Source organism: Stutzerimonas stutzeri (genome assembly GCF_009789555.1).
In the GTDB taxonomy this organism is placed as follows: Bacteria; Pseudomonadota; Gammaproteobacteria; order Pseudomonadales; family Pseudomonadaceae; genus Stutzerimonas; species Stutzerimonas stutzeri_R.
In genome coordinates this window covers 3,283,483-3,300,983 of sequence record NZ_CP046902.1, presented here as the reverse complement: position 1 = coordinate 3,300,983, position 17,501 = coordinate 3,283,483, and the positions used below count along the sequence as shown (strand labels likewise).

Annotated in this window: 11 protein-coding genes and 1 riboswitch; of the genes, 6 read left to right on the top strand and 5 right to left on the bottom strand. The window is 63.7% G+C overall.

All coding sequences use genetic code 11. From position 1 onward, the window contains the following. Positions 1–8 precede the first annotated feature (8 nt). A riboswitch (guanidine-I (ykkC/yxkD leader) is annotated at positions 9–107 on the bottom strand. 332 nt (positions 108–439) lie between these two features. Further along, a complete protein-coding gene (locus GQA94_RS15115) occupies positions 440–1,204 on the top strand; it encodes an SDR family NAD(P)-dependent oxidoreductase (protein WP_158188789.1) in 765 nt (254 codons plus the stop codon). 290 nt (positions 1,205–1,494) lie between these two features. Here GQA94_RS15115 and GQA94_RS15110 read toward each other — a convergent pair whose 3' ends face one another. Beyond that, the gene (locus GQA94_RS15110) at positions 1,495–1,767 is read right to left on the bottom strand and encodes an HU family DNA-binding protein (RefSeq protein ID WP_019339665.1); all 273 of its coding nucleotides are present in this window, start codon (positions 1,765–1,767) and stop codon (positions 1,495–1,497) included. A 310-nt stretch (positions 1,768–2,077) separates the two neighbouring features. Between GQA94_RS15110 and GQA94_RS15105 the strand changes: the two genes are divergently transcribed. Beyond that, a complete protein-coding gene (locus GQA94_RS15105) occupies positions 2,078–2,554 on the top strand; it encodes a GreA/GreB family elongation factor (RefSeq protein WP_158188788.1) in 477 nt (158 codons plus the stop codon). A gap of 95 nt (positions 2,555–2,649) precedes the next feature. Here GQA94_RS15105 and putA read toward each other — a convergent pair whose 3' ends face one another. Beyond that, positions 2,650–6,597, bottom strand: a complete 3,948-nt coding sequence (gene putA / locus GQA94_RS15100; RefSeq protein ID WP_158188787.1) for a trifunctional transcriptional regulator/proline dehydrogenase/L-glutamate gamma-semialdehyde dehydrogenase — start codon at positions 6,595–6,597, stop codon at positions 2,650–2,652. Positions 6,598–6,734: 137 nt separating this feature from the next. Here putA and GQA94_RS15095 point away from each other — a divergent pair, with 137 nt between their 5' ends. Beyond that, on the top strand, positions 6,735–7,376 hold the full coding sequence (locus GQA94_RS15095) for an ATPase (protein WP_199270051.1): 642 nt from the start codon (positions 6,735–6,737) through the stop codon (positions 7,374–7,376). Positions 7,377–7,473: 97 nt separating this feature from the next. Here the strand turns inward: GQA94_RS15095 and GQA94_RS15090 are convergent, their stop codons facing one another. Both GQA94_RS15090 and GQA94_RS15085 read right to left on the bottom strand, forming a co-directional pair. Next, positions 7,474–8,562, bottom strand: a complete 1,089-nt coding sequence (locus GQA94_RS15090) for an endonuclease/exonuclease/phosphatase family protein (RefSeq protein WP_158188786.1) — start codon at positions 8,560–8,562, stop codon at positions 7,474–7,476. A gap of 207 nt (positions 8,563–8,769) precedes the next feature. After that, positions 8,770–10,518, bottom strand: a complete 1,749-nt coding sequence (locus GQA94_RS15085; protein WP_233270169.1) for a glycoside hydrolase family 5 protein — start codon at positions 10,516–10,518, stop codon at positions 8,770–8,772. A 1,850-nt stretch (positions 10,519–12,368) separates the two neighbouring features. Between GQA94_RS15085 and GQA94_RS15080 the strand changes: the two genes are divergently transcribed. Then, the gene (locus GQA94_RS15080; protein ID WP_158188785.1) at positions 12,369–13,499 is read left to right on the top strand and encodes an aminotransferase class V-fold PLP-dependent enzyme; all 1,131 of its coding nucleotides are present in this window, start codon (positions 12,369–12,371) and stop codon (positions 13,497–13,499) included. A 234-nt stretch (positions 13,500–13,733) separates the two neighbouring features. Next, positions 13,734–13,952 (top strand): hypothetical protein, encoded by a 219-nt coding sequence (locus GQA94_RS15075; protein WP_199270050.1) that lies wholly within the window; start codon positions 13,734–13,736, stop codon positions 13,950–13,952. A 188-nt stretch (positions 13,953–14,140) separates the two neighbouring features. On the opposite strand, the gene GQA94_RS15070 is transcribed toward GQA94_RS15075, so the two are convergent. Beyond that, a complete protein-coding gene (locus GQA94_RS15070; protein ID WP_158188784.1) occupies positions 14,141–15,181 on the bottom strand; it encodes a UV damage endonuclease UvsE in 1,041 nt (346 codons plus the stop codon). A 246-nt stretch (positions 15,182–15,427) separates the two neighbouring features. Here GQA94_RS15070 and GQA94_RS15065 point away from each other — a divergent pair, with 246 nt between their 5' ends. Continuing rightward, positions 15,428–17,422, top strand: a complete 1,995-nt coding sequence (locus GQA94_RS15065) for a DEAD/DEAH box helicase (RefSeq protein WP_158188783.1) — start codon at positions 15,428–15,430, stop codon at positions 17,420–17,422. Positions 17,423–17,501 lie beyond the last annotated feature (79 nt).

Sequence of the window (17,501 nt, the reverse complement as noted above, 5' to 3'; positions counted from 1 at the left end):
CGAACGCCGTCTCCCGGGCTTTTGTCCCGCCGTGTAACCTCACTGGAGGTCGCCAACTCTCGGACCAGCCGCTCGCGATGCGAGCCGGAACCCTAGTCGGCTATTTCTGAATGTTCTCGTCCCTGAGCCGCAGCTTCCTGGGCATAGAGGGTTTAGCAAGAGCGGTGCCAACCGGGTAGAGGGTGTAACGGCGGGCTTTGATCGACGCTTGCCTGCGTTGGCGTGCGCCCTGATGGTGCGCGCTAGGGGATCGATGCCTCCTAACGGACCGCGAATGGCGTTGGGGTCGGCGGTGGCAGGGCAGCCTCCGGTCGCTGGCCGGTAGCACCGTGCCGTACAGCTTGGAAACCACTCGAATTTTTTCGCCAATCGACAGACCATAGATCGCCGATACCACCGCAACGCCTCTACCGGCGTTGCCAATCGAAAGAGGAACAGCATGGAAAACAAGGTCGTATTCATCACTGGCGCTACGTCTGGGTTCGGGCGTGCCACGGCGCGTCGTTTCGCACAGGCGGGCTGGTCGCTGGTATTGACGGGTCGGCGCTCCGAGCGTCTGGAGGCGCTGAAGGCCGAGCTGGGCGACAAGGTGCCGGTACACATCGCCACGCTCGATGTGCGCAAGGCGCAAGCCGTGAAAGAGGTGGTCGCCAATCTGCCCGAGGGCTTCCGTTCGGTGACCTGCCTGGTCAATAACGCAGGCCTGGCGCTGGCGCCGGAGCCTTCGCAAAAGACCGACCTGAACGACTGGCACACCATGATCGACACCAATATCACGGGTCTGGTCAATGTCACCCACGCCTTGCTGCCAACGCTGATCGAAACCGGCAAGGGCGCCAGCATCGTCAACATCGGTTCGGTTGCGGGCCAGTGGCCGTATCCGGGCAGCCACGTCTACGGGGCCAGCAAGGCCTTCGTTCAGCAGTTCAGCTACAACCTTCGCTGCGACCTGATCGCGACCGGCGTGCGAGTCACTGACATCGCGCCAGGCATGGCCGAGACCGAGTTCACACTGGTTCGTACCAAGGGCAACCAGGCGGCGTCCGATGCGCTCTACAGCACCACCACGCCGTTGACGGCCGAGGACATTGCCGAACAGATCTTCTACGTCGCCACCTTGCCGGCGCATATCAATATCAATCGGCTGGAAATCATGCCCTCGCGTCAGGCCTGGTCGGGCTTCGCGGTCGATCGCGACAAGTAGGCATACGCCGGATCGGCATCGGCGCAACGATGGCCTGCCAGGTTGCACGGTGGCGTTCATCCTGCTCGGGATGACGCTGCCTGGCTTGGACGATCCGCTGCAAGCGACGCGGGGCCAGCTTCAGACGGTCGGTACGGCGGCGGTAATCGATCAGTGTCGACGAGGCGGACTGGACAGGGCGGGTACGCCGGAAGTAGCGGAGGGTCGGCAAGACGCCGTGGCTTGAATGGCGTTCCGAGCAGGCGCTGCGTCCGCTGGGGACGTCAGCAGCCCGGTAATTGAATAGATGCTTAGTTCACCGCATCTTTCAGCGATTTGCCCGGCTTGAAGCCCGGCAGCTTGGCTGCGGAGATCTTGATCGTCGCGCCGGTCTGGGGATTGCGGCCGTCACGAGCGGCACGCTCTTTGACGGCAAAGGTGCCAAAGCCTACCAGCGTTACGCTGTCGCCGTTCTGCAGGGTGTTGGTCACGCTTTCGGTAAAGGCATCCAGCACACGGGTGGCAGTGCTCTTCGGGACGTCGGCGGAGGCTGCGATAGCTTCAATCAACTCGGCTTTATTCACGGATGTGGCTCCAGATTGGGTTGGGTGGTCAGTATAAGCAGCGTCTCGCTCTATCGCCTGCGGCAAATTTCCACTTTTGTAAAAAAACGCTGTCGCGGGCCGACAAAATCGCTCGTTTCAGCTGATCCGGACGCTTTTGTCTGGACAGTCGCGCTTCGGCATCGGTTCATTGGCCGCCCGACCACCGGCAGCACGGGCGACGACGCGACGCCTGCCTTCGGGGCGCGTGGTGGGCGGAGCGCTGAACCGGGTGCTCCGCGAGCCCACCGATGCCATGCTAGGCACCGAATACGCCTTTTTCCGAGTCCACATGAACAAGACCCTCGTTCACACATCGATCATCGACAGGCTGCAAGCCGATCTGCTGATCGCCAGGGATGCGTTGAAGGCATCCCATGAGGCCGCGACGCATGCCGAGAGCAAGGCGGAGAACAAATACGATACCCGGGGGCTGGAGGCCGCCTACCTGGCCGACGGCCAGCGGCGCCGGCTGCATGAGATCGAGCAGGCCCTGTCCAGCTACCGCAACTTTCCAGTGCGCACCCCGGACCCTGAATCCATCAAGCTCGGGGCTCTGGTCGTTCTGGAAACGGCCGGCGAGCGCCGCTGGGTTTTTCTGGGGCCCGATGCGGCAGGATTGCAGCTGCTCGTCGAGGGCGCGCAGGTGCTGGTGATATCGCCGCGCTCTCCCTTGGGGCAAGCGCTGCTTGGCCGCAGTGCCGGCGAGGAGGTAGACGTCCAGGTGGGTGACCGTCGGCAGCGTTACGAGGTGGTGGCGGTCTACTAGCGAGCCGAAACCTGCGAACCGCGGGTCGCGCCGAAGCGATTGGGCCCGGCTAGCCGAACGCGGGCTGAACGTGCGCGCGTGCGGTCGGCCGTCGGTCATCCGATGGTCATCAGGCTCGCGTTGCCGCCTGCCGCGGCTGTGTTGATGCTCAGTGCGCGTTCAATCAACAGCCGCTCCAGGGGAATGTCGGTTTCGCCTCGTGCCAGCCCTTGTACGGCAACGATGGGGCCGCTGCGTTGCGACAGGCGCAGGCTGACCTCACGCAGTCGGTCGGGATCGCCATGGTGCAACACCGCATCGAAGTGCACCTGGTCGCCGGTCCAGTCCGTGACGCGCGAAATGCGGGCCTGCACCGCCTGGGGAAGCTGGGCGATCAATGGATTGCCGGGCGATGCGTCCGGCACCACGGCTTCGCTGCCCACGGCCAGCACCGCAGCGAGCTGGATCAGCAGATCCTGTTCGGTCTCCGCCAGGCACAGCACGGCATCGCGCGCAAGCAGGCTGTAACTGTTGCGCTCGCCGGTGGGGCCGTTGAGCAGCCGTGTTGTGCCGCTCTGCGACTGCTCGGCATAACGCTCGCAAAGGGTCGCCAGCTCGCTCCGGCCGTTCTCATGCGCCCACTGCCTGAAGGCGCTCGCCGCGTTGGCCTGTTCGGCGGACTGGCGCACCTCCGGCACGGTTTGCGAGCCACCGAAATCCAGCGCGCGCAGCAGTGCATCGTATGGCCGCTCCGATAGCAAACGGTACAGGTATAGCGGGCCGCCAGCCTTGGGGCCGGTACCGGAAAGTCCTTCGCCTCCGAACGGTTGTACCCCGACCACCGCGCCGACGATGTTGCGATTGACGTAGAGATTGCCCACCTTTGCACGGTCGATGACCAGGCTGATGGTTTCGTCGATGCGGGTATGCACGCCCAGCGTCAAGCCGTAGCCAGCGGCGTTGATCCGATCCAGCAGGGCGTCCAGGTCGGCGCGACGATAGCGCAGCACGTGCAACACCGGGCCGAAGATTTCCTGTTGCAACTCCTCGAGCTGCGCCAGTTCGATCAGCGTGGGCATCACGTAGGTGCCGTGGGCACATTCGTGCTCATCGACGCGGGCCATCTGGTGCACCCGGCGGCCCCTGTCGCGCATGGCCTGCAGGTGTCGTTCAATAGCGTCTCGGGCCTCGGCGTCGATAACCGGCCCGACGTCCACCGCCAGCCGCTGCGGATTGCCCATGTGGGCCTCGGCCATCGCCCCCTTGAGCATCTCGATGACCCGTTCGGCAACGTCCTGCTGTACGCAGAGCACGCGCAACGCCGAGCAGCGCTGGCCGGCGCTGTCGAACGCAGAGTTCATCACGTCCATGACCACCTGTTCGGTCAGTGCCGAGGAATCGACGATCATCGCGTTCTGCCCACCGGTTTCGGCAATCAGCGGGATGCTCCGGCCACGGCTGTCCAACCGCCCGGCGATGCTGCGCTGGAGGATTGCGGCGACCGCGGTGGAGCCGGTGAACATCACGCCGCGAACGCGTTCGTCGCTGACCAGCCGGGCGCCGACGGTTTCGCCGCGTCCGGGAAGCAGTTGCAGAACGCCTCGGGGAATACCCGCTTCGTGCAGGATCTGCACGCCCAGGGCGGCAATCAGTGGGGTCTGTTCAGCCGGCTTGGCCAGCACTGTATTGCCGGCGCCCAGCGCGGCGCAGATCTGGCCGGTGAAAATCGCCAAGGGGAAATTCCAGGGACTGATGCACACCACCGGGCCGACCGGACGATGGGTGTCGTTATCGAAGTTATCGCGCACCTGAGCACCATAGAAGCGCAGGAAATCCACCGCTTCGCGGACCTCGGCGATGGCGTTGACGTACGATTTGCCCGCTTCACGGATCAACACACCCATCAACTGCGGCATCCGCTGCTCCATCAGCTCGGCGGCCCGGAGCAGCGCCGCCGCGCGTACTTCCGGTGCGGTGGCTTGCCAGGCGGGGGCGTTGTCCTGCGCGCAACGCAAGGCATTGTCGACATCCTCGTCGCTGGCGTGCTGCACCTGACCGACCCGGTCCCGATGGTCGGCCGGGTTGAGCAACGGCTCGAACGGCATCGTCGAAACCGCCGCGCAACCGAGCAGCGGCGATGCGCTAAGACGCTGATGTGTGCCGGCCAGCAAGGCGGACGAGAGCGAGGCCAGGCGCTGCTCGTTGGAAAGGTCGAGCCCGCACGCGTTCGGACGGGTGTCGCCGTAAAGCTGCCGGGGCAGCGGAATCTTCGGATGAGGCAGCCCAAGCGTGCCTGGCTCGGCGAGCATCCGCTCGACGGTCACCACCGGATCGGCCACCAGCTCATCGAGCGAAAGGGACCTGTCGGCGATGCGGTTGACGAAGGACGTGTTGGCGCCATTTTCCAGCAGACGCCGTACCAGGTAGGCCAGCAGTGTTTCGTGACTGCCCACCGGCGCATAGATCCGGCAGGGGCGGTTGAGGCGCTCGTCGCCCTTACCGACGACCTGCTCGTAAAGTGGCTCGCCCATGCCATGCAGGCACTGGAATTCATACTGGCCGGGGTAATAGTTCTGGCCAGCGAGGTGATATACGGCGGCCAGTGTGTGGGCGTTGTGAGTGGCGAATTGCGGGTAGATCGCCTCCGGCGCCGCGAGCAGCTTGCGGGCACAGGCAATGAACGATACGTCGGTATACGCCTTGCGGGTATAGACCGGGTAACCCTCCAGGCCGTTGACCTGCGCCAGCTTGATTTCGCTGTCCCAGTAGGCGCCCTTGACCAGGCGGATCATCAGCCGGTGACGGCTGCGTTTGGCCAGGTCGATCAGGTAATCCACCACGTAGGGGCAACGTTTCTGATAAGCCTGGATAACGAACCCGATACCGTTCCATTCGTCCAGCGAGGGTTCGAGGCAGAGGCGTTCGAGCAGGTCCAGCGACAGCTCGAGGCGGTCGGCCTCTTCGGCATCGATATTGATGCCGATGTCGTAGCGTCGTGCCAGTTGGGTCAGCGACAGTAAGGTGGGGTACAACTCGTCCATCACCCGTTCGTATTGTGCACGGCTGTAGCGTGGATGCAGCGCAGACAGCTTGATCGAGATGCCCGGTCCCTCGTAGATGCCACGACCGCGCGAAGCCATGCCAATGGCGTGGATCGCCTGCTCGTACGACGCCAGGTAGCGGCGTGCATCGCTGGCGGTCAGGGCCGCCTCGCCGAGCATGTCGTAGGAATAACGAAAGCCCTTGGCTTCCATGGCCTGCGCATTGGCTAACGCTTCATGGATGGTTTCCCCGGTGACGAACTGCTCGCCCATCAGTCGCATGGCCATGTCCACGCCTTTGCGAACCAGTGGCTCGCCGCCCTTGCCGATCAGGCGGTTGAGCGAGGAGGAGAGATTCGATTCGTTATGCGTGGCCACCAGCCGACCCGTGAGCATCAGGCCCCAGGTCGCCGCGTTGACGAACACCGATTGGCTGTTGCCCAGGTGCTGTTGCCAGTTGCCGGTACTGATCTTGTCGCGGATCAGCGCATCGCGAGTGCCGGTATCCGGTACCCTGAGCAGGGCTTCGGCCAGGCACATCAGTGCCACGCCTTCCTGTGACGACAGGGAAAACTCCTGCAACAACCCCTGGACCAAGCCTTGCCGCCCCCCCGCGCTTTTCTGGTTGCGCAGCTTCTCGGCAAGGCGCAGGGCCAGTCGGTGCGTGGCCTCGGCCTTGTCCGGCGGCAGCCGCGCCTGTTCCAGCACTACCGGCACGGCCTCCGGTTCGGGGCGGCGGTAGGCGGCGGTGATCGCGGCGCGCAGGACCGACTGCGGCAGTACGCTCTCGGCAAACTCCAGAAATGGCTGCGGCTCGGGCGTGATATCGATGCTGACGTGATCGGCCCTGTCATCCGCGGCCTCGCCAATGCCCACGGCCGCGCCGCTTTCCAGCTGGTCGAGATAATGCAGCAACGCCTGTCTGACCACCCATTGCGGCGTGCGGTCGATCTGGCGGGCCGCCGCCTCGAGTCGATCGCGGGCTGCCTGGTCAAGCCTGATACCGAGCGTGGTGGTCATCATGTCGATTACCCTCCGTGAAGCGATAGGGCGTCAGTCGTTTCGATACAGTCGTTGCGCCCCGGAGCCAGAGCGGATCGGGATATCGAGCCTGTCTGACATCAGCGTAGACCTTCAGGGTGCCGGAGTCGGCCCCAGCGATGATCAGCAAAACCCCGATACAGGTCGTACCCCTCGTTGCCGGGCTGTTTCAGCCAGTGATGGCTACTCTTCAACCAAGGCCTGAGGACAGGGTCGGGGGTTTGCAGGAGCGCAAGGCCGGTGCCGACGTGGATTCGCCCGCACGGGGCTCCGTTCCGATTGAAGGCGTGGAGGCGAAGAACATGAAGATCGAGCGATTCGAAGACCTCATCGACTGGACCCGCGACACTCACCGAGAACTGTCCAGATGCCTGCGGCGCAGTGCGCTGCGGCACGAAGAACAGCGTGCGCAGTGGTTGCTGGCATACCTTGCCGATCACGAAAAGGCGCTGACCAGCACCATAGAACGGGTGGAGCGCCATGCCGACCCGAAAGCCCTGCATACCTGGGTCTACGACTACGTGGCACGCAACCCGGTGATTCGCAGCCAGCCGTGCGCGATGCCGTACGCCACCATGAGCGTCGAGGAGATCTCCCGTGAACTGTTCACCATTCACAATCAGGTGATGGACCTGTACCGCTCCCTGGCTCGACGGGCCGAGATAGACGGTGCGCGCGAACTGGCCAGTGACCTGCTGGCGCTCGAATCGCACGAGACGATGCGCCTGGCGGTGCAGTTCAACCGGGTGAACGAGGTCTGACGCGATCGGGCTGCGCCGTGCCTTGCTGCGGTACGAAGCCTGGCAGCACCCTCGACGCGGCCGCGCCCGCCGCTCGGGTCATCCCGATCACCCGGGCTCAGTGCTTTTCCGGCTCTGGTACGTCTGACTCGCTGACATCCTTCTGGTCAATCTTGTCCTGTGCTTCGCGCTCGTCGGAGGTGTCGCCTGGCAGGCTCTGCTGCTCGCCGTCAGGGTCGTATTGTAGTTCGACCAACACGGGAAAATGATCAGAGCCGAACTGCGGCAATCGCTGGATGCTCACCAGTTGGAAATGGTGACTGTGAAACAGGTGGTCAAGCGGCCAGCGTAGAAACCAGTGCCGGGCATGGAAACTGTTGACCATGCATCGACCGACCCGAGGATCGAGCAACCCGCTGATCTTGCGGAACAGGCGAGTGTTGGCCGACCAGGCCACGTCATTGAGGTCGCCGGTCACGATGATCGGCGTGTCGGGCTCGTCGTCCTGAACGCTTTTGGCCACCAGCAGCAGCTCGATATCGCGCTCGGTGGATTCGTCGTTCTCGGTCGGACTCGGCGGCGCCGGATGCAGGAAATGCATGCGGATCGCCACTCGCTCGCTCAGCCGGACCCGTGCGTGCATCGAAGGCACATCCTCTTCGACGAGAAAACAGGTTTCGGCGTTTTCCAGCGGCAATCGGGACCAGACGTGCATGCCGTAGAGATTATCCAGCGGACACCGGATGCAGTGCGGGTAGTGCGCCGTCAGCTCCTCCAGTTGCGCCTCCCACCAGGCATCGGTTTCCAGTGTCACCAGCACATCGGGCCGATGCTCGCGGACGAGGGCCTTGAGCGCGTCGGCCCTGCGGTTCGGTGTCAGCACATTGGCCGCCATGACGCGAATACGAGGGCGGTCGCGGCTGGTATCGGCGGACTTCACTTCGGGCCGCCACAGGCGGGTATAGGGGATGATCCACCAGGCCTGATAGGCGAGGCAGCCGACCGCGATCAGGGAAATCAGGATCTGCAGCGGTTCGGAGTAAGACAGTAGCAACGCCTGCGCCAACAACAGTGCCAGGGCGAACGCGCATAGCTGCAAGCGAGGAAAATCCAGCCCACGCACCCACCAGGCCGGATTCTTCCAGAGTGGCAACACAGTCAAGACGACGAGCAAGCCAGTTGCTGCCAGCAAGATCCCTTCCATCATTTTTCCGATCCTCGGAGCGTTCGGCTCGACGTCGTGTCGACCTTTCCAATTACCTTGAAGACAGGCACACAGATTCGTCTCGCTGACCCATGATTGGTTCCGTTCGTCGGTGCCAGCCGAGACCGGAGCAGCGCAGCACATGGAAGAAAATCGAGCAAAAAAAAGCCTGGCGCAAGGTGGCCAGGCTTGGGTGAAGCGTTACGACGGTTACATCGGCTCGCCAATTGCCGAGCAGTTGTTCGGCGTATTGGCGTGCTTGATCAGCACCGGCAGTTGAGGTTGCTCGGCGCCGCCGGAAACGTCCAGCGCGAGAATGTAGTTGCCCCACCATGGGCCGGCAGCCCAGTAGGTGAGCGGCACACAGTTCTCACGTAGATAGCCGAGCAGGTTGTCCATCGCGACGATTGCGTCGGGGGCATAGTTCGGAACGCCCATCTCACCGATGAAGCCGCGCAGGTTGTTCGCTCGCAGCCAATCCACAAAAGGCTTGGCGCGATTGATCCCAAGGTCGGGCGCAAAGGTTTCGGTCTTGTCGATGTACAGGCCCGAGGTATCGCGGTCGAGGTACATATGGGCCTCGAAGATCAGCTTGTTGTCAGGGTCACGCATCCAGGGATCGGCGATCAGCTGCGTGTTCGATTGCGGCCAGTGCCATGCGCTGGAAAACCGATCGCCGGCAACGTAGATCCAGTTCGTCCTGTCGATCTTGCGGATCTCCTGCGCGGCGGCCAGGGCGGCGGCCGGCCAAAGCCCCTTGGTATTCGGCTCGTTCATCAGGCCATAACCGCTGAGCGCCGGATGGTTGCCGATCGCCAGTGCGATGCGCTTCCAGGTGTTGGCAAACGACTGGACGGATACGGTCTCGGAGCCGATCGGTTGCTTGTAGTAACGGTAGTAGTTATGCATGTCGAGCACGACCTTGACCCCGTGCTTATGCGCGAGATCGAGCGACTGGGTCAGCAGTGCCAGCTGTGCGGCGTCGAGTTCGGTATCGAGCTGCGGTTGTATGCGCTCCCACAGGAAAGGAAGGCGAACCAGCTTCAGGCCTTGTTCGGCGTACTTCTTGTAATACGACTCGGCCGGATAGATGTAGTTGGTGCCGTGCTTACCCGGCAGCACCGAAGGCCCGAACGCGGCGCCCGACAGCGCAACGCCAACCAGTTGCACCGGCTCGGTCGCAGGCGGCGTCAGCTCTGTTATCGGCGCCGAAGGGGTGTCTGGCAAGGTCGTCGCGGCATTGACCAGGCTCAGCTTGTTGGGATAGCCGACCAGGTTGCCATCGAGAACGGGACCGTCCATGAACACGCTCAGCGCACCGCTGGCGGGCTTGACCGAGGTGATCGTGCGCACCTGGCCATCGGCGGTGCGAACCGTTGCGCCAACCACGAAAGCCGCCGCGTTCTGCTCGGTGGCGGCGACCGAAACACCCGCCGAGGCGCGCCAGGACCCATTCAGCCAGTAGGCGTTGGTGAACTTGTTGATCAGCGCGGCGTAGTGGGGCGTGGGGGCCGGGACCTCATCGGGTTCGTCGGGTGCGGTCGGCATGGTGCTGGCGACATTGCTGACGCTGAGGCGGTTGGGATAGCCGATCACGGCGCCGTCCAACACCGGCCCGTTCATGAAGACGGTCAACGCTCCGCTGGCGGGCTTGACCGATGTCACGGTCCGAATCTGGCCATCGGCGGTCCGCACCGAGGTGCCGACTCGGAACGCTGCAATATTCTGCGCGCTAGCGGCGACTGAAACGCCCGCCGAGGCGCGCCAGGAGCCGTTCAGCCAGTACGTGTTGGTGAACTTGTTGATCAGCGCCGAATAGGAGATTCCCGACGTGGCGATGTCACCAGCGGAAGCGGCCTGGACGGCGCTGCCGCTCGGCGAAAAACCCAGCAGTGCGGTCAAGGTGATTGCGAACAGGAGGCCTTTGCGGGCACTCGGAAAAAAAGCTGTGATTGGCATTGGCTCACCATGGCTGTGAACATCCGAAACGCGACCAGCGAAGCGTTCCGAAGAGGCGGCGGAAGTTATCGATAAGCGGCGTCGTTCGACGCGGGCAGTCCACGCACGGAAAAAACGACTTCAGGCGAAACGGGCAGGGGCAAGGCGATTCCCGTTTCGCTGGCGTCTTTATAATTTGTTTTATTGATAGATCAAATCGAAGTCGACCAAATACCGCCGCCAATAATACGTCGTTTAGCCTGATGGCCATCGTTTTGAGATTGCCTTGCCACCGACGCTGTTGCTGGAGGCCGCACAGGGCTTCATATGGATAAAATTATGGCGTCAGTTTTTTGAATGGTTGGCTGTGCGCGACGCGAAGCTGACCCCGAAGAAGCCGACAGACGGCAGCACTCCGGTTGAACTTTTCCGCCGCGCTTGTCGGCAGCGCGTGACGCCGATGCCTCATCGCTTTTGTAGGAGGCCCGCCCCGGGGCGAAGCTTTTGGGGGCACGCTCACCGCTGTTCGCCGCGGGGGCGCGCCTCCCACAGATACGACGCGCACCGCGGGTTGGCCATGCAACCGCCGCTTTTGTAGGAGGCCCGCCCCGGGGCGAAGCTTTTAGAGCACGCGTCACCGCCGTTCGCCGCGAGGGCGCGCCTCCCACACGTACGGCGCCGCAGCGCATGACGGGATGCAACCGCCGCTTTTGTAGGAGGCCCGCCCCGGGGCGAAGCTTTTAGAGCACGCGTCACCGCCGTTCGCCGCGAGGGCGCGCCTCCCACACGTACGGCGCCGCAGCGCATGACGGGATGCACCCGCTGCTTTTCGTAGGAGGCCCGCCCCGGGGCGAAGCTTTTGGGGGCACACGTCACCGCCATTCGCCGCGGGGGCGCGCCTCCCACAGGTACGACGCGCAGCGCATGACGCCGATGCACCCGCCGCTTTTGTAGGAGGCCCGCCCCGGGGCGAAGCTTTTCGGAGGCACGCTCAACGCCGTTCGCCGCGGGGGCGCGCCTCCCACATGTACGGCGCCGCAGCGCATGACGGGATGCACCCGCCGCTTTTGTAGGAGGCCCGCCCCCGGGGCGAAGCTTTTCGGAGGCACGCGTCACCGCCGTTCGCCGAGGGGCGCGCCTCCCACACGTGCTGCTCCTCAGCGCGTGACGGCGATGCACCCGCTGCTTTTCGTAGGAGGCCCGCCCGGGGCGAAGCTTTCGGAGGCACGCGTCACCGCCATTCGCCGCGAGGGCGCGCCTCCCACACGTACGGCGCCGCAGCGCGTGACGCCGATGCACCCGCCGCTTTTGTAGGAGGCCCGCCCCGGGGCGAAGCTTTTCGGAGGCATGCGTCACCGCCATTCGCCGCGGGGCGCGCCTCCCACAGGTACGACGCGCACCGCAGGTTGGCGATGCACCCGCTGCTTTTGTAGGAGGCCCGCCCCGGGGCGAAGCTTTTGGGGGCACCGTCACCGCCGTTCGCCGCGAGGGCGCGCCTCCCACAGGTACGGCGCCGCAGCGCATGACGGGATGCACCCGCTGCTTTTGTAGGAGGCCCGCCCCGGGGCGAAGCTTTTGGGGGCGCGCGTCACCGCCGTTCGCCGCGGGGGCGCGCCTCCCACATGTACGGCGCTTCAGCGCATGGCGGCGATGCACCCGCCGCTTTTGTAGGAGGCCCGCCCCGGGGCGAAGCTTTTGGAGCACGCGTCACCGCCGTTCGCCGCGGGGGCGCGCCTCCCACCCAAACGGCGCAGCAGCGCGTGACGCCGATGCACCCGCTGCTTTTCCAGCACCGGACCCTGGTGAATGCTTGTAAAGCGAGCGGGCTTCGGGCAGGGTCGAGGCCAGGTCTTTTACTGCGGAGAGCCTCCATGTCGGACCTTTATCCTCGCGTCGATCCCGACGGGCTGATCGAATACTCGGTCGTCTACACCGACCGCTCGCTGAACCACATGTCGCGGTCGTTCCAGACCGTGATGAACGACATTTCCGCCACGCTCAAATCCGTCTACAACGCGCAGGCGGTGGCGGTCGTGCCGGGCAGTGGCACCTTCGGCATGGAAGCGGTGGCGCGCCAGCTTGCGCATGGTCGTCAATGCCTGGTGATCCGTAACGGCTGGTTCAGTTACCGCTGGACACAGATATTCGACATGGGGGCAATTCCGGCGCACTCGACCGTGCTCAAGGCACAGCCGCAGGACCAGGCGCCCATGGCAGGGTTCGTACCGCCTCCTATCGATGAGGTCGTCGCGGCCATTGCCGCGCAAAAGCCCGATCTGGTGTTCGCGCCTCACGTGGAGACCTCCTCGGGAATGGTCCTGCCTGATGACTACCTGCGGTCGGTCGGCGACGCCGTGCATGCGGTGGGCGGCCTGTTCGTGCTCGACTGCATCGCCTCTGGCGCCCTCTGGGTCGACATGCAGGCAACCGGGGTCGATGTGCTGATCAGCGCGCCGCAGAAAGGCTGGAGCGCTTCGCCTTGCTGCGCGTTGGTGATGCTCAGCGACGCAGCGCAGGCCCGAGTGGAAGCGACCCAGAGCAGCAGCTTTGCCTGCGACTTGAAGAAATGGCTGCAGATCATGCAGGCCTACGAACAGGGCGGGCACGCCTATCACGCGACAATGCCATGTGACGCCCTGGCGCGCTTTCGGGATGTCATGCTGGAAACGCGGGACTATGGCTTCGAGGTTCTTCGTACGCAGCAGTTGGAGTTGGGGCGGCAGGTGCGTGCACTGCTGGCCGAAAAGGGCTTCAGCAGCGTTGCGGCTCACGGGTTCGAGGCGCCGGGCGTGGTGGTGTGTTACACCACCGACGGGGCCATCAAGAATGGCAGCAAGTTTGCCGAGCAAGGGCTGCAAATCGCTGCAGGGGTACCGTTGCAGTGCGACGAGCCGAGCGACTTCCAGACCTTCCGCATCGGGCTGTTCGGGTTGGAAAAACTGAAAAATCCGGACCGCACAGTCGAGATTCTGCGGCGGGCCCTGGACAATATCCTGGCCTGAGGGTGAGCGGGCCGATGCGGCGGGTTCCGTCGCGCGTGTCGTTCCGGGAGGGGAAGCGACATGCGAAACCTGTCGCCTCAGGCGCCGTTTCGCTTCATTGGAAGGGCTGAAAAAAAACGCTGGAACCGGCGTCCTAGACACATTTATGAAACAAAATTGTGTTTGCGCATGTCCTCTGGATAGCTACGCTGAAACCTATACAAGGCTTACTACAACAACAAAGAGGGGCTCAGTATGATCAACAACCAGAATGCTCAGGTCGTTGCACTCGAATTGTGGCGCTTCTGTGCGCATTGCATTGCCGTCATCGTCGTCGTAGGCGCGGTATTGATCGGTTTCCTCGGATCCTGGGACCTCGCATTGAAAGTCGGCGTGCTGCCGTTACTGGTGTTGGTGGCCGCTGATCTCCTGGCCAAGAGGAAGGAGCAGGACATTCGGCTGAGAAACTCCTGAGTGCCATCGTCCTGCGCCAGCCGACACGGGGCGGGCGCAGGACGTTCAAACCCACCGCAGGACACCGCCGCGCCTGCCAGCGGCGACCTGCCAACGACCTGCCGGACACGCCAGCCTGCCTTTTCAGTCGCCGATGACAGGCTGCGCCTTACGCGTTTGCCTGGGCCGCTCGTTGCGAGCGCTGCGGCTCATGCGCCATGCGCGGGGGCGGCGTCATCGGCCAGGTAGGCGTGGTAGTAATCCAGTGCCGCGAGGTTTTTATCCTTGGCCTCGAACATGATGTCGAAGCGATCGAGGAATTCCCGCGCATAACGGTTGGTCCATTGGTTCCACATGCGTTTGCTGTGGCTGTACAGGTCGCGCTTGCTGACGTGCTGAAGCAAGGCCGGCATGTCCAGTTTCCGCTCCGGCGTGAAACCCAGTGCGATCAGGCTTTCCGGCGGCTGCGAATAGTGCATGGTCGGCCGCACGCCGCGCCAGCTTTCGATAACCCGTTCCACGCGCGCGTCATGCGGATCGATGTAGCGCTCCTCATTGACCCAGCAATGATGGATATCCAATACCACCGGCGCCAGGTCCGCCAGTTCCAGGCAATGGTCGACGCCGTAGGTTTTTTCTTCGTTCTCGAAGGTGATGCAGTGACGCGCTTCCTGGGACAGGCGCGGCCAGACCGCGCGGATACCGTCGACGCCCAGCCGACCGGCGATGTGCACATTGCATTTGAAATCCTGGAAGCGGCGACCGAACCCCATCATGCGGATCATGTCGGCGTGATATTCGAATTCCGCAAGGCTGTTTTCGACCACCTGCGGCTTGTCCGAGGCGAGCACGCAATATTGTCCTGGATGCAGCGAAAGGCGAATCGCCGCGGCGCGGGCTCGCTCGCCAATGCGGGCGAAGCCCGCCTCGACAACCCGGCGTACATCGTTCAGTCGGTAGAATTCGGCCGCCTCGGGGTGGCTGTAGAAGGGCAACAGGTCGCTGCTCAGCCGGAGCATGCGCAACGCGTCCGGCAGCGTCGCGACATAGTCGAGCAGCCGCAACTGAGCCGCCAGGTTGTGCTCGATGATGCCGTGCAGTTTTTCCCGTGCGGCCTCTTGCGGCACGCTGTTCAGCCAGCGCAACGTGGTCGATCGCGGGTTGAAGGACCGCTCGATGGCTTCCAGTTCCTTGAGCGACTCGCTGTGGCCGGGGTGGCGATACATGCAGGCGAAACCGATTCTGTACATAGGGACCTGTGGCGTATTGCGCTGGACCGTCGATGCGGCGGCTGTTCCTTTTAGTGGCCGAAAGGGGGGCGGGGTGCCGAGCATCTGACGAGCGTACGTTCGTAGATCTGTACTGGCCTCGCGCTCCATCGCGCCGCGCCAGGCTCGCGCCGTTCGAAAACCTCGGGTGGCGTAGCCCGTGGCAGGCGCGCCAGGGGCCAAAACCCCTTACCATATCGGCCATCTGTTCATGTTCTGGTCGATTTCATGTTGTCTGCCGTCAAGCGCTACACGCTGCTGGTCTCTAAGGTGTTGGCGCGTTGTTTTCCCCGTACCTCGGCTTACCTGCAATCCGAAGACGAGCTGCTGCTGCGTCGCTGGCCCAGCGCTGTTGCCAGGCCGGGCCGCCAATCACCGGTCAAGCACACCGGGAAGCCAGCCGCGAGGAGCGGTCGCGTCAAGAAGAAACACGCCGCCGCATCACCTGCCAACCCCCGCTCCGCGCCACGCAAACCCGCCAGTGAGGGCATCTACGGCCCGGCAAAAATGACCCTGGAACAAGGCCAGGTGCAGGCCATGCGGCTGCGTGTCGGCCGCGCCGTGGAGGCGGGTGTGATCTGTGCGCCGTCTGACGAGCAGTGGGCGATGATCCTGAGCGACAGTCCGGTGACACGGGTCTTCGCCGGCGCGGGCTCCGGCAAATCGACAACGTTGGTCCTGCGGGTCGTGTTCATGCTGTGCCACATGGGCATTGCACCGGAGCGGCTGACGGTGATCTCTTTTACCAACGCATCGTGCGCGCAGTTGCGTGAGCAATTGATCAGCCTGCTGGGCTTCTGGAACTTCGATTTCGATCCAGCGGACGCCCGGCAGTGCGTGCGCACGTTTCATTCGGCCATGGGCGTTCTGGCCAAGGAGCTGCTCGGACAGCCGGTCTGGTTCGAACAATTGGACGAGAAGGGCGCGTCGCCTGCCGAGCCGGATAATCCGCTGGCCAGCGCGCGCCTGCGTCCGGCCCAACAGCGGCTGCTCAAGCACGCCTATCAGGCCTGCTATGCCGAGCACGAGACGTTTCGAGTATGGGTACACAAGCTGCTCGGCCTGCCGCCGCCGACTCCGTGCGAGGCGGGTAAGCGCACGGTCAAGGCGCCGCTGGATGCGTTCAGATTGGCCGGTGAGTTTTCCGCAGTGCCCTTGTTCGAGGCCTTTCATATCCAGGCCGGCTTCATCGAGAGCATCGGGATCCGGATCGACCAGATACAGGTCAGCCGGATCAACGGCTCGGCGCGAGAGCGTTGCTTCATCGAAGCCTTGATGATGTTCAGCAAGCAATTCCAGGCCGAGCTGGACGCCCAGGGACTGATGACGTTCAACGGTGCGTTCCAGCAGCTTACCCAACGCCTGGCCGCGCGCGACTCGAAGGTAGCCGAGAGCGCCCTGGCGCCATTCGGCCACCTGCTGATCGATGAGTTCCAGGATATTTCGCCGCAGATCGTGCAGTGGTTGCAGGCGCTGCATCGCGCGTTGGCCAGCCAGGGCCAGACGGTCAGCCTGATGGCAATCGGCGACGATTGGCAGTCGATCTACGGCTGGCGTGGCAGTTCACCGGAGCTGTTCATGGACTTCGACAAATATTTTCCCGGCAGGGGCGCGTTGAAGAAAAGCACGGTGCTCACCCTGGAAACCAATTATCGCTCCGTCGAGCCCATCATGCGTGACGGTGAGGCGGTGCTGGACGGCGTGGCGTTCAAGCAGCACAAGGCCAGCAAGGCCGCCAAGGCGCTCCAGCCCGGCGACCATGGCGTGAAGCTGGTGACGCGATTCGATCCAAAGGCACGCATGCCGGAGCTGCTTCGTCATATCCAGGCGCAATGCGAGTACGTCTCGACCCGTACGGGCGCCGATCGTAACGCGGTGCTGGTACTGAGCCGACGGAACGAGCCGCTGCGCGCGATCCAGGCGCAGCTGGACAAAAAGCTTCCGGTCAAGGCGTACACCATCCATCGTGCCAAGGGTTTGCAGGCGGAGGTCGCGATCATCGTCGACGATTGCCAGCCACCGGAAAAACACCCGCTGCGCAGCGCGCTGTATGCGTATTCGGGATTCTTCCGCAACAGTTATGACCAGGCCATGGCGGATGAAAGCCTGCGCCTGGCCTATGTGGCGATCACCCGTGGCGTGAGCCGCGTGTTCTGGTTCACGCAGAAAACCCAAGGCGCCACCCGCTTGCTGGCAGGCCGGGGCAAGCCGCCGTCCCGGTGAGCGGCCTGGTGGGCCCGCACCGCTAGCCGTTGGGGCCGGTTTCCCGCTAGGGTGCACGCTTTGGCGCGATGCGTCGTGC

What these genes read in the sequence shown, in the direction of transcription:
- GQA94_RS15085 (WP_233270169.1), bottom strand. Translation starts at nt 10,518, where the DNA reads ATGCCAATCACAGCTTTTTTTCCGAGTGCCCGCAAAGGCCTCCTGTTC.
- GQA94_RS15095 (WP_199270051.1), top strand. Translation starts at nt 6,735, where the DNA reads ATGATCAGCAAAACCCCGATACAGGTCGTACCCCTCGTTGCCGGGCTG.
- GQA94_RS15115 (WP_158188789.1), top strand. Translation starts at nt 440, where the DNA reads ATGGAAAACAAGGTCGTATTCATCACTGGCGCTACGTCTGGGTTCGGG.
- GQA94_RS15065 (WP_158188783.1), top strand. Translation starts at nt 15,428, where the DNA reads ATGTTGTCTGCCGTCAAGCGCTACACGCTGCTGGTCTCTAAGGTGTTG.
- GQA94_RS15105 (WP_158188788.1), top strand. Translation starts at nt 2,078, where the DNA reads ATGAACAAGACCCTCGTTCACACATCGATCATCGACAGGCTGCAAGCC.
- GQA94_RS15080 (WP_158188785.1), top strand. Translation starts at nt 12,369, where the DNA reads ATGTCGGACCTTTATCCTCGCGTCGATCCCGACGGGCTGATCGAATAC.
- putA (WP_158188787.1), bottom strand. Translation starts at nt 6,597, where the DNA reads ATGATGACCACCACGCTCGGTATCAGGCTTGACCAGGCAGCCCGCGAT.
- GQA94_RS15090 (WP_158188786.1), bottom strand. Translation starts at nt 8,562, where the DNA reads ATGATGGAAGGGATCTTGCTGGCAGCAACTGGCTTGCTCGTCGTCTTG.
- GQA94_RS15075 (WP_199270050.1), top strand. Translation starts at nt 13,734, where the DNA reads ATGATCAACAACCAGAATGCTCAGGTCGTTGCACTCGAATTGTGGCGC.
- GQA94_RS15070 (WP_158188784.1), bottom strand. Translation starts at nt 15,181, where the DNA reads ATGTACAGAATCGGTTTCGCCTGCATGTATCGCCACCCCGGCCACAGC.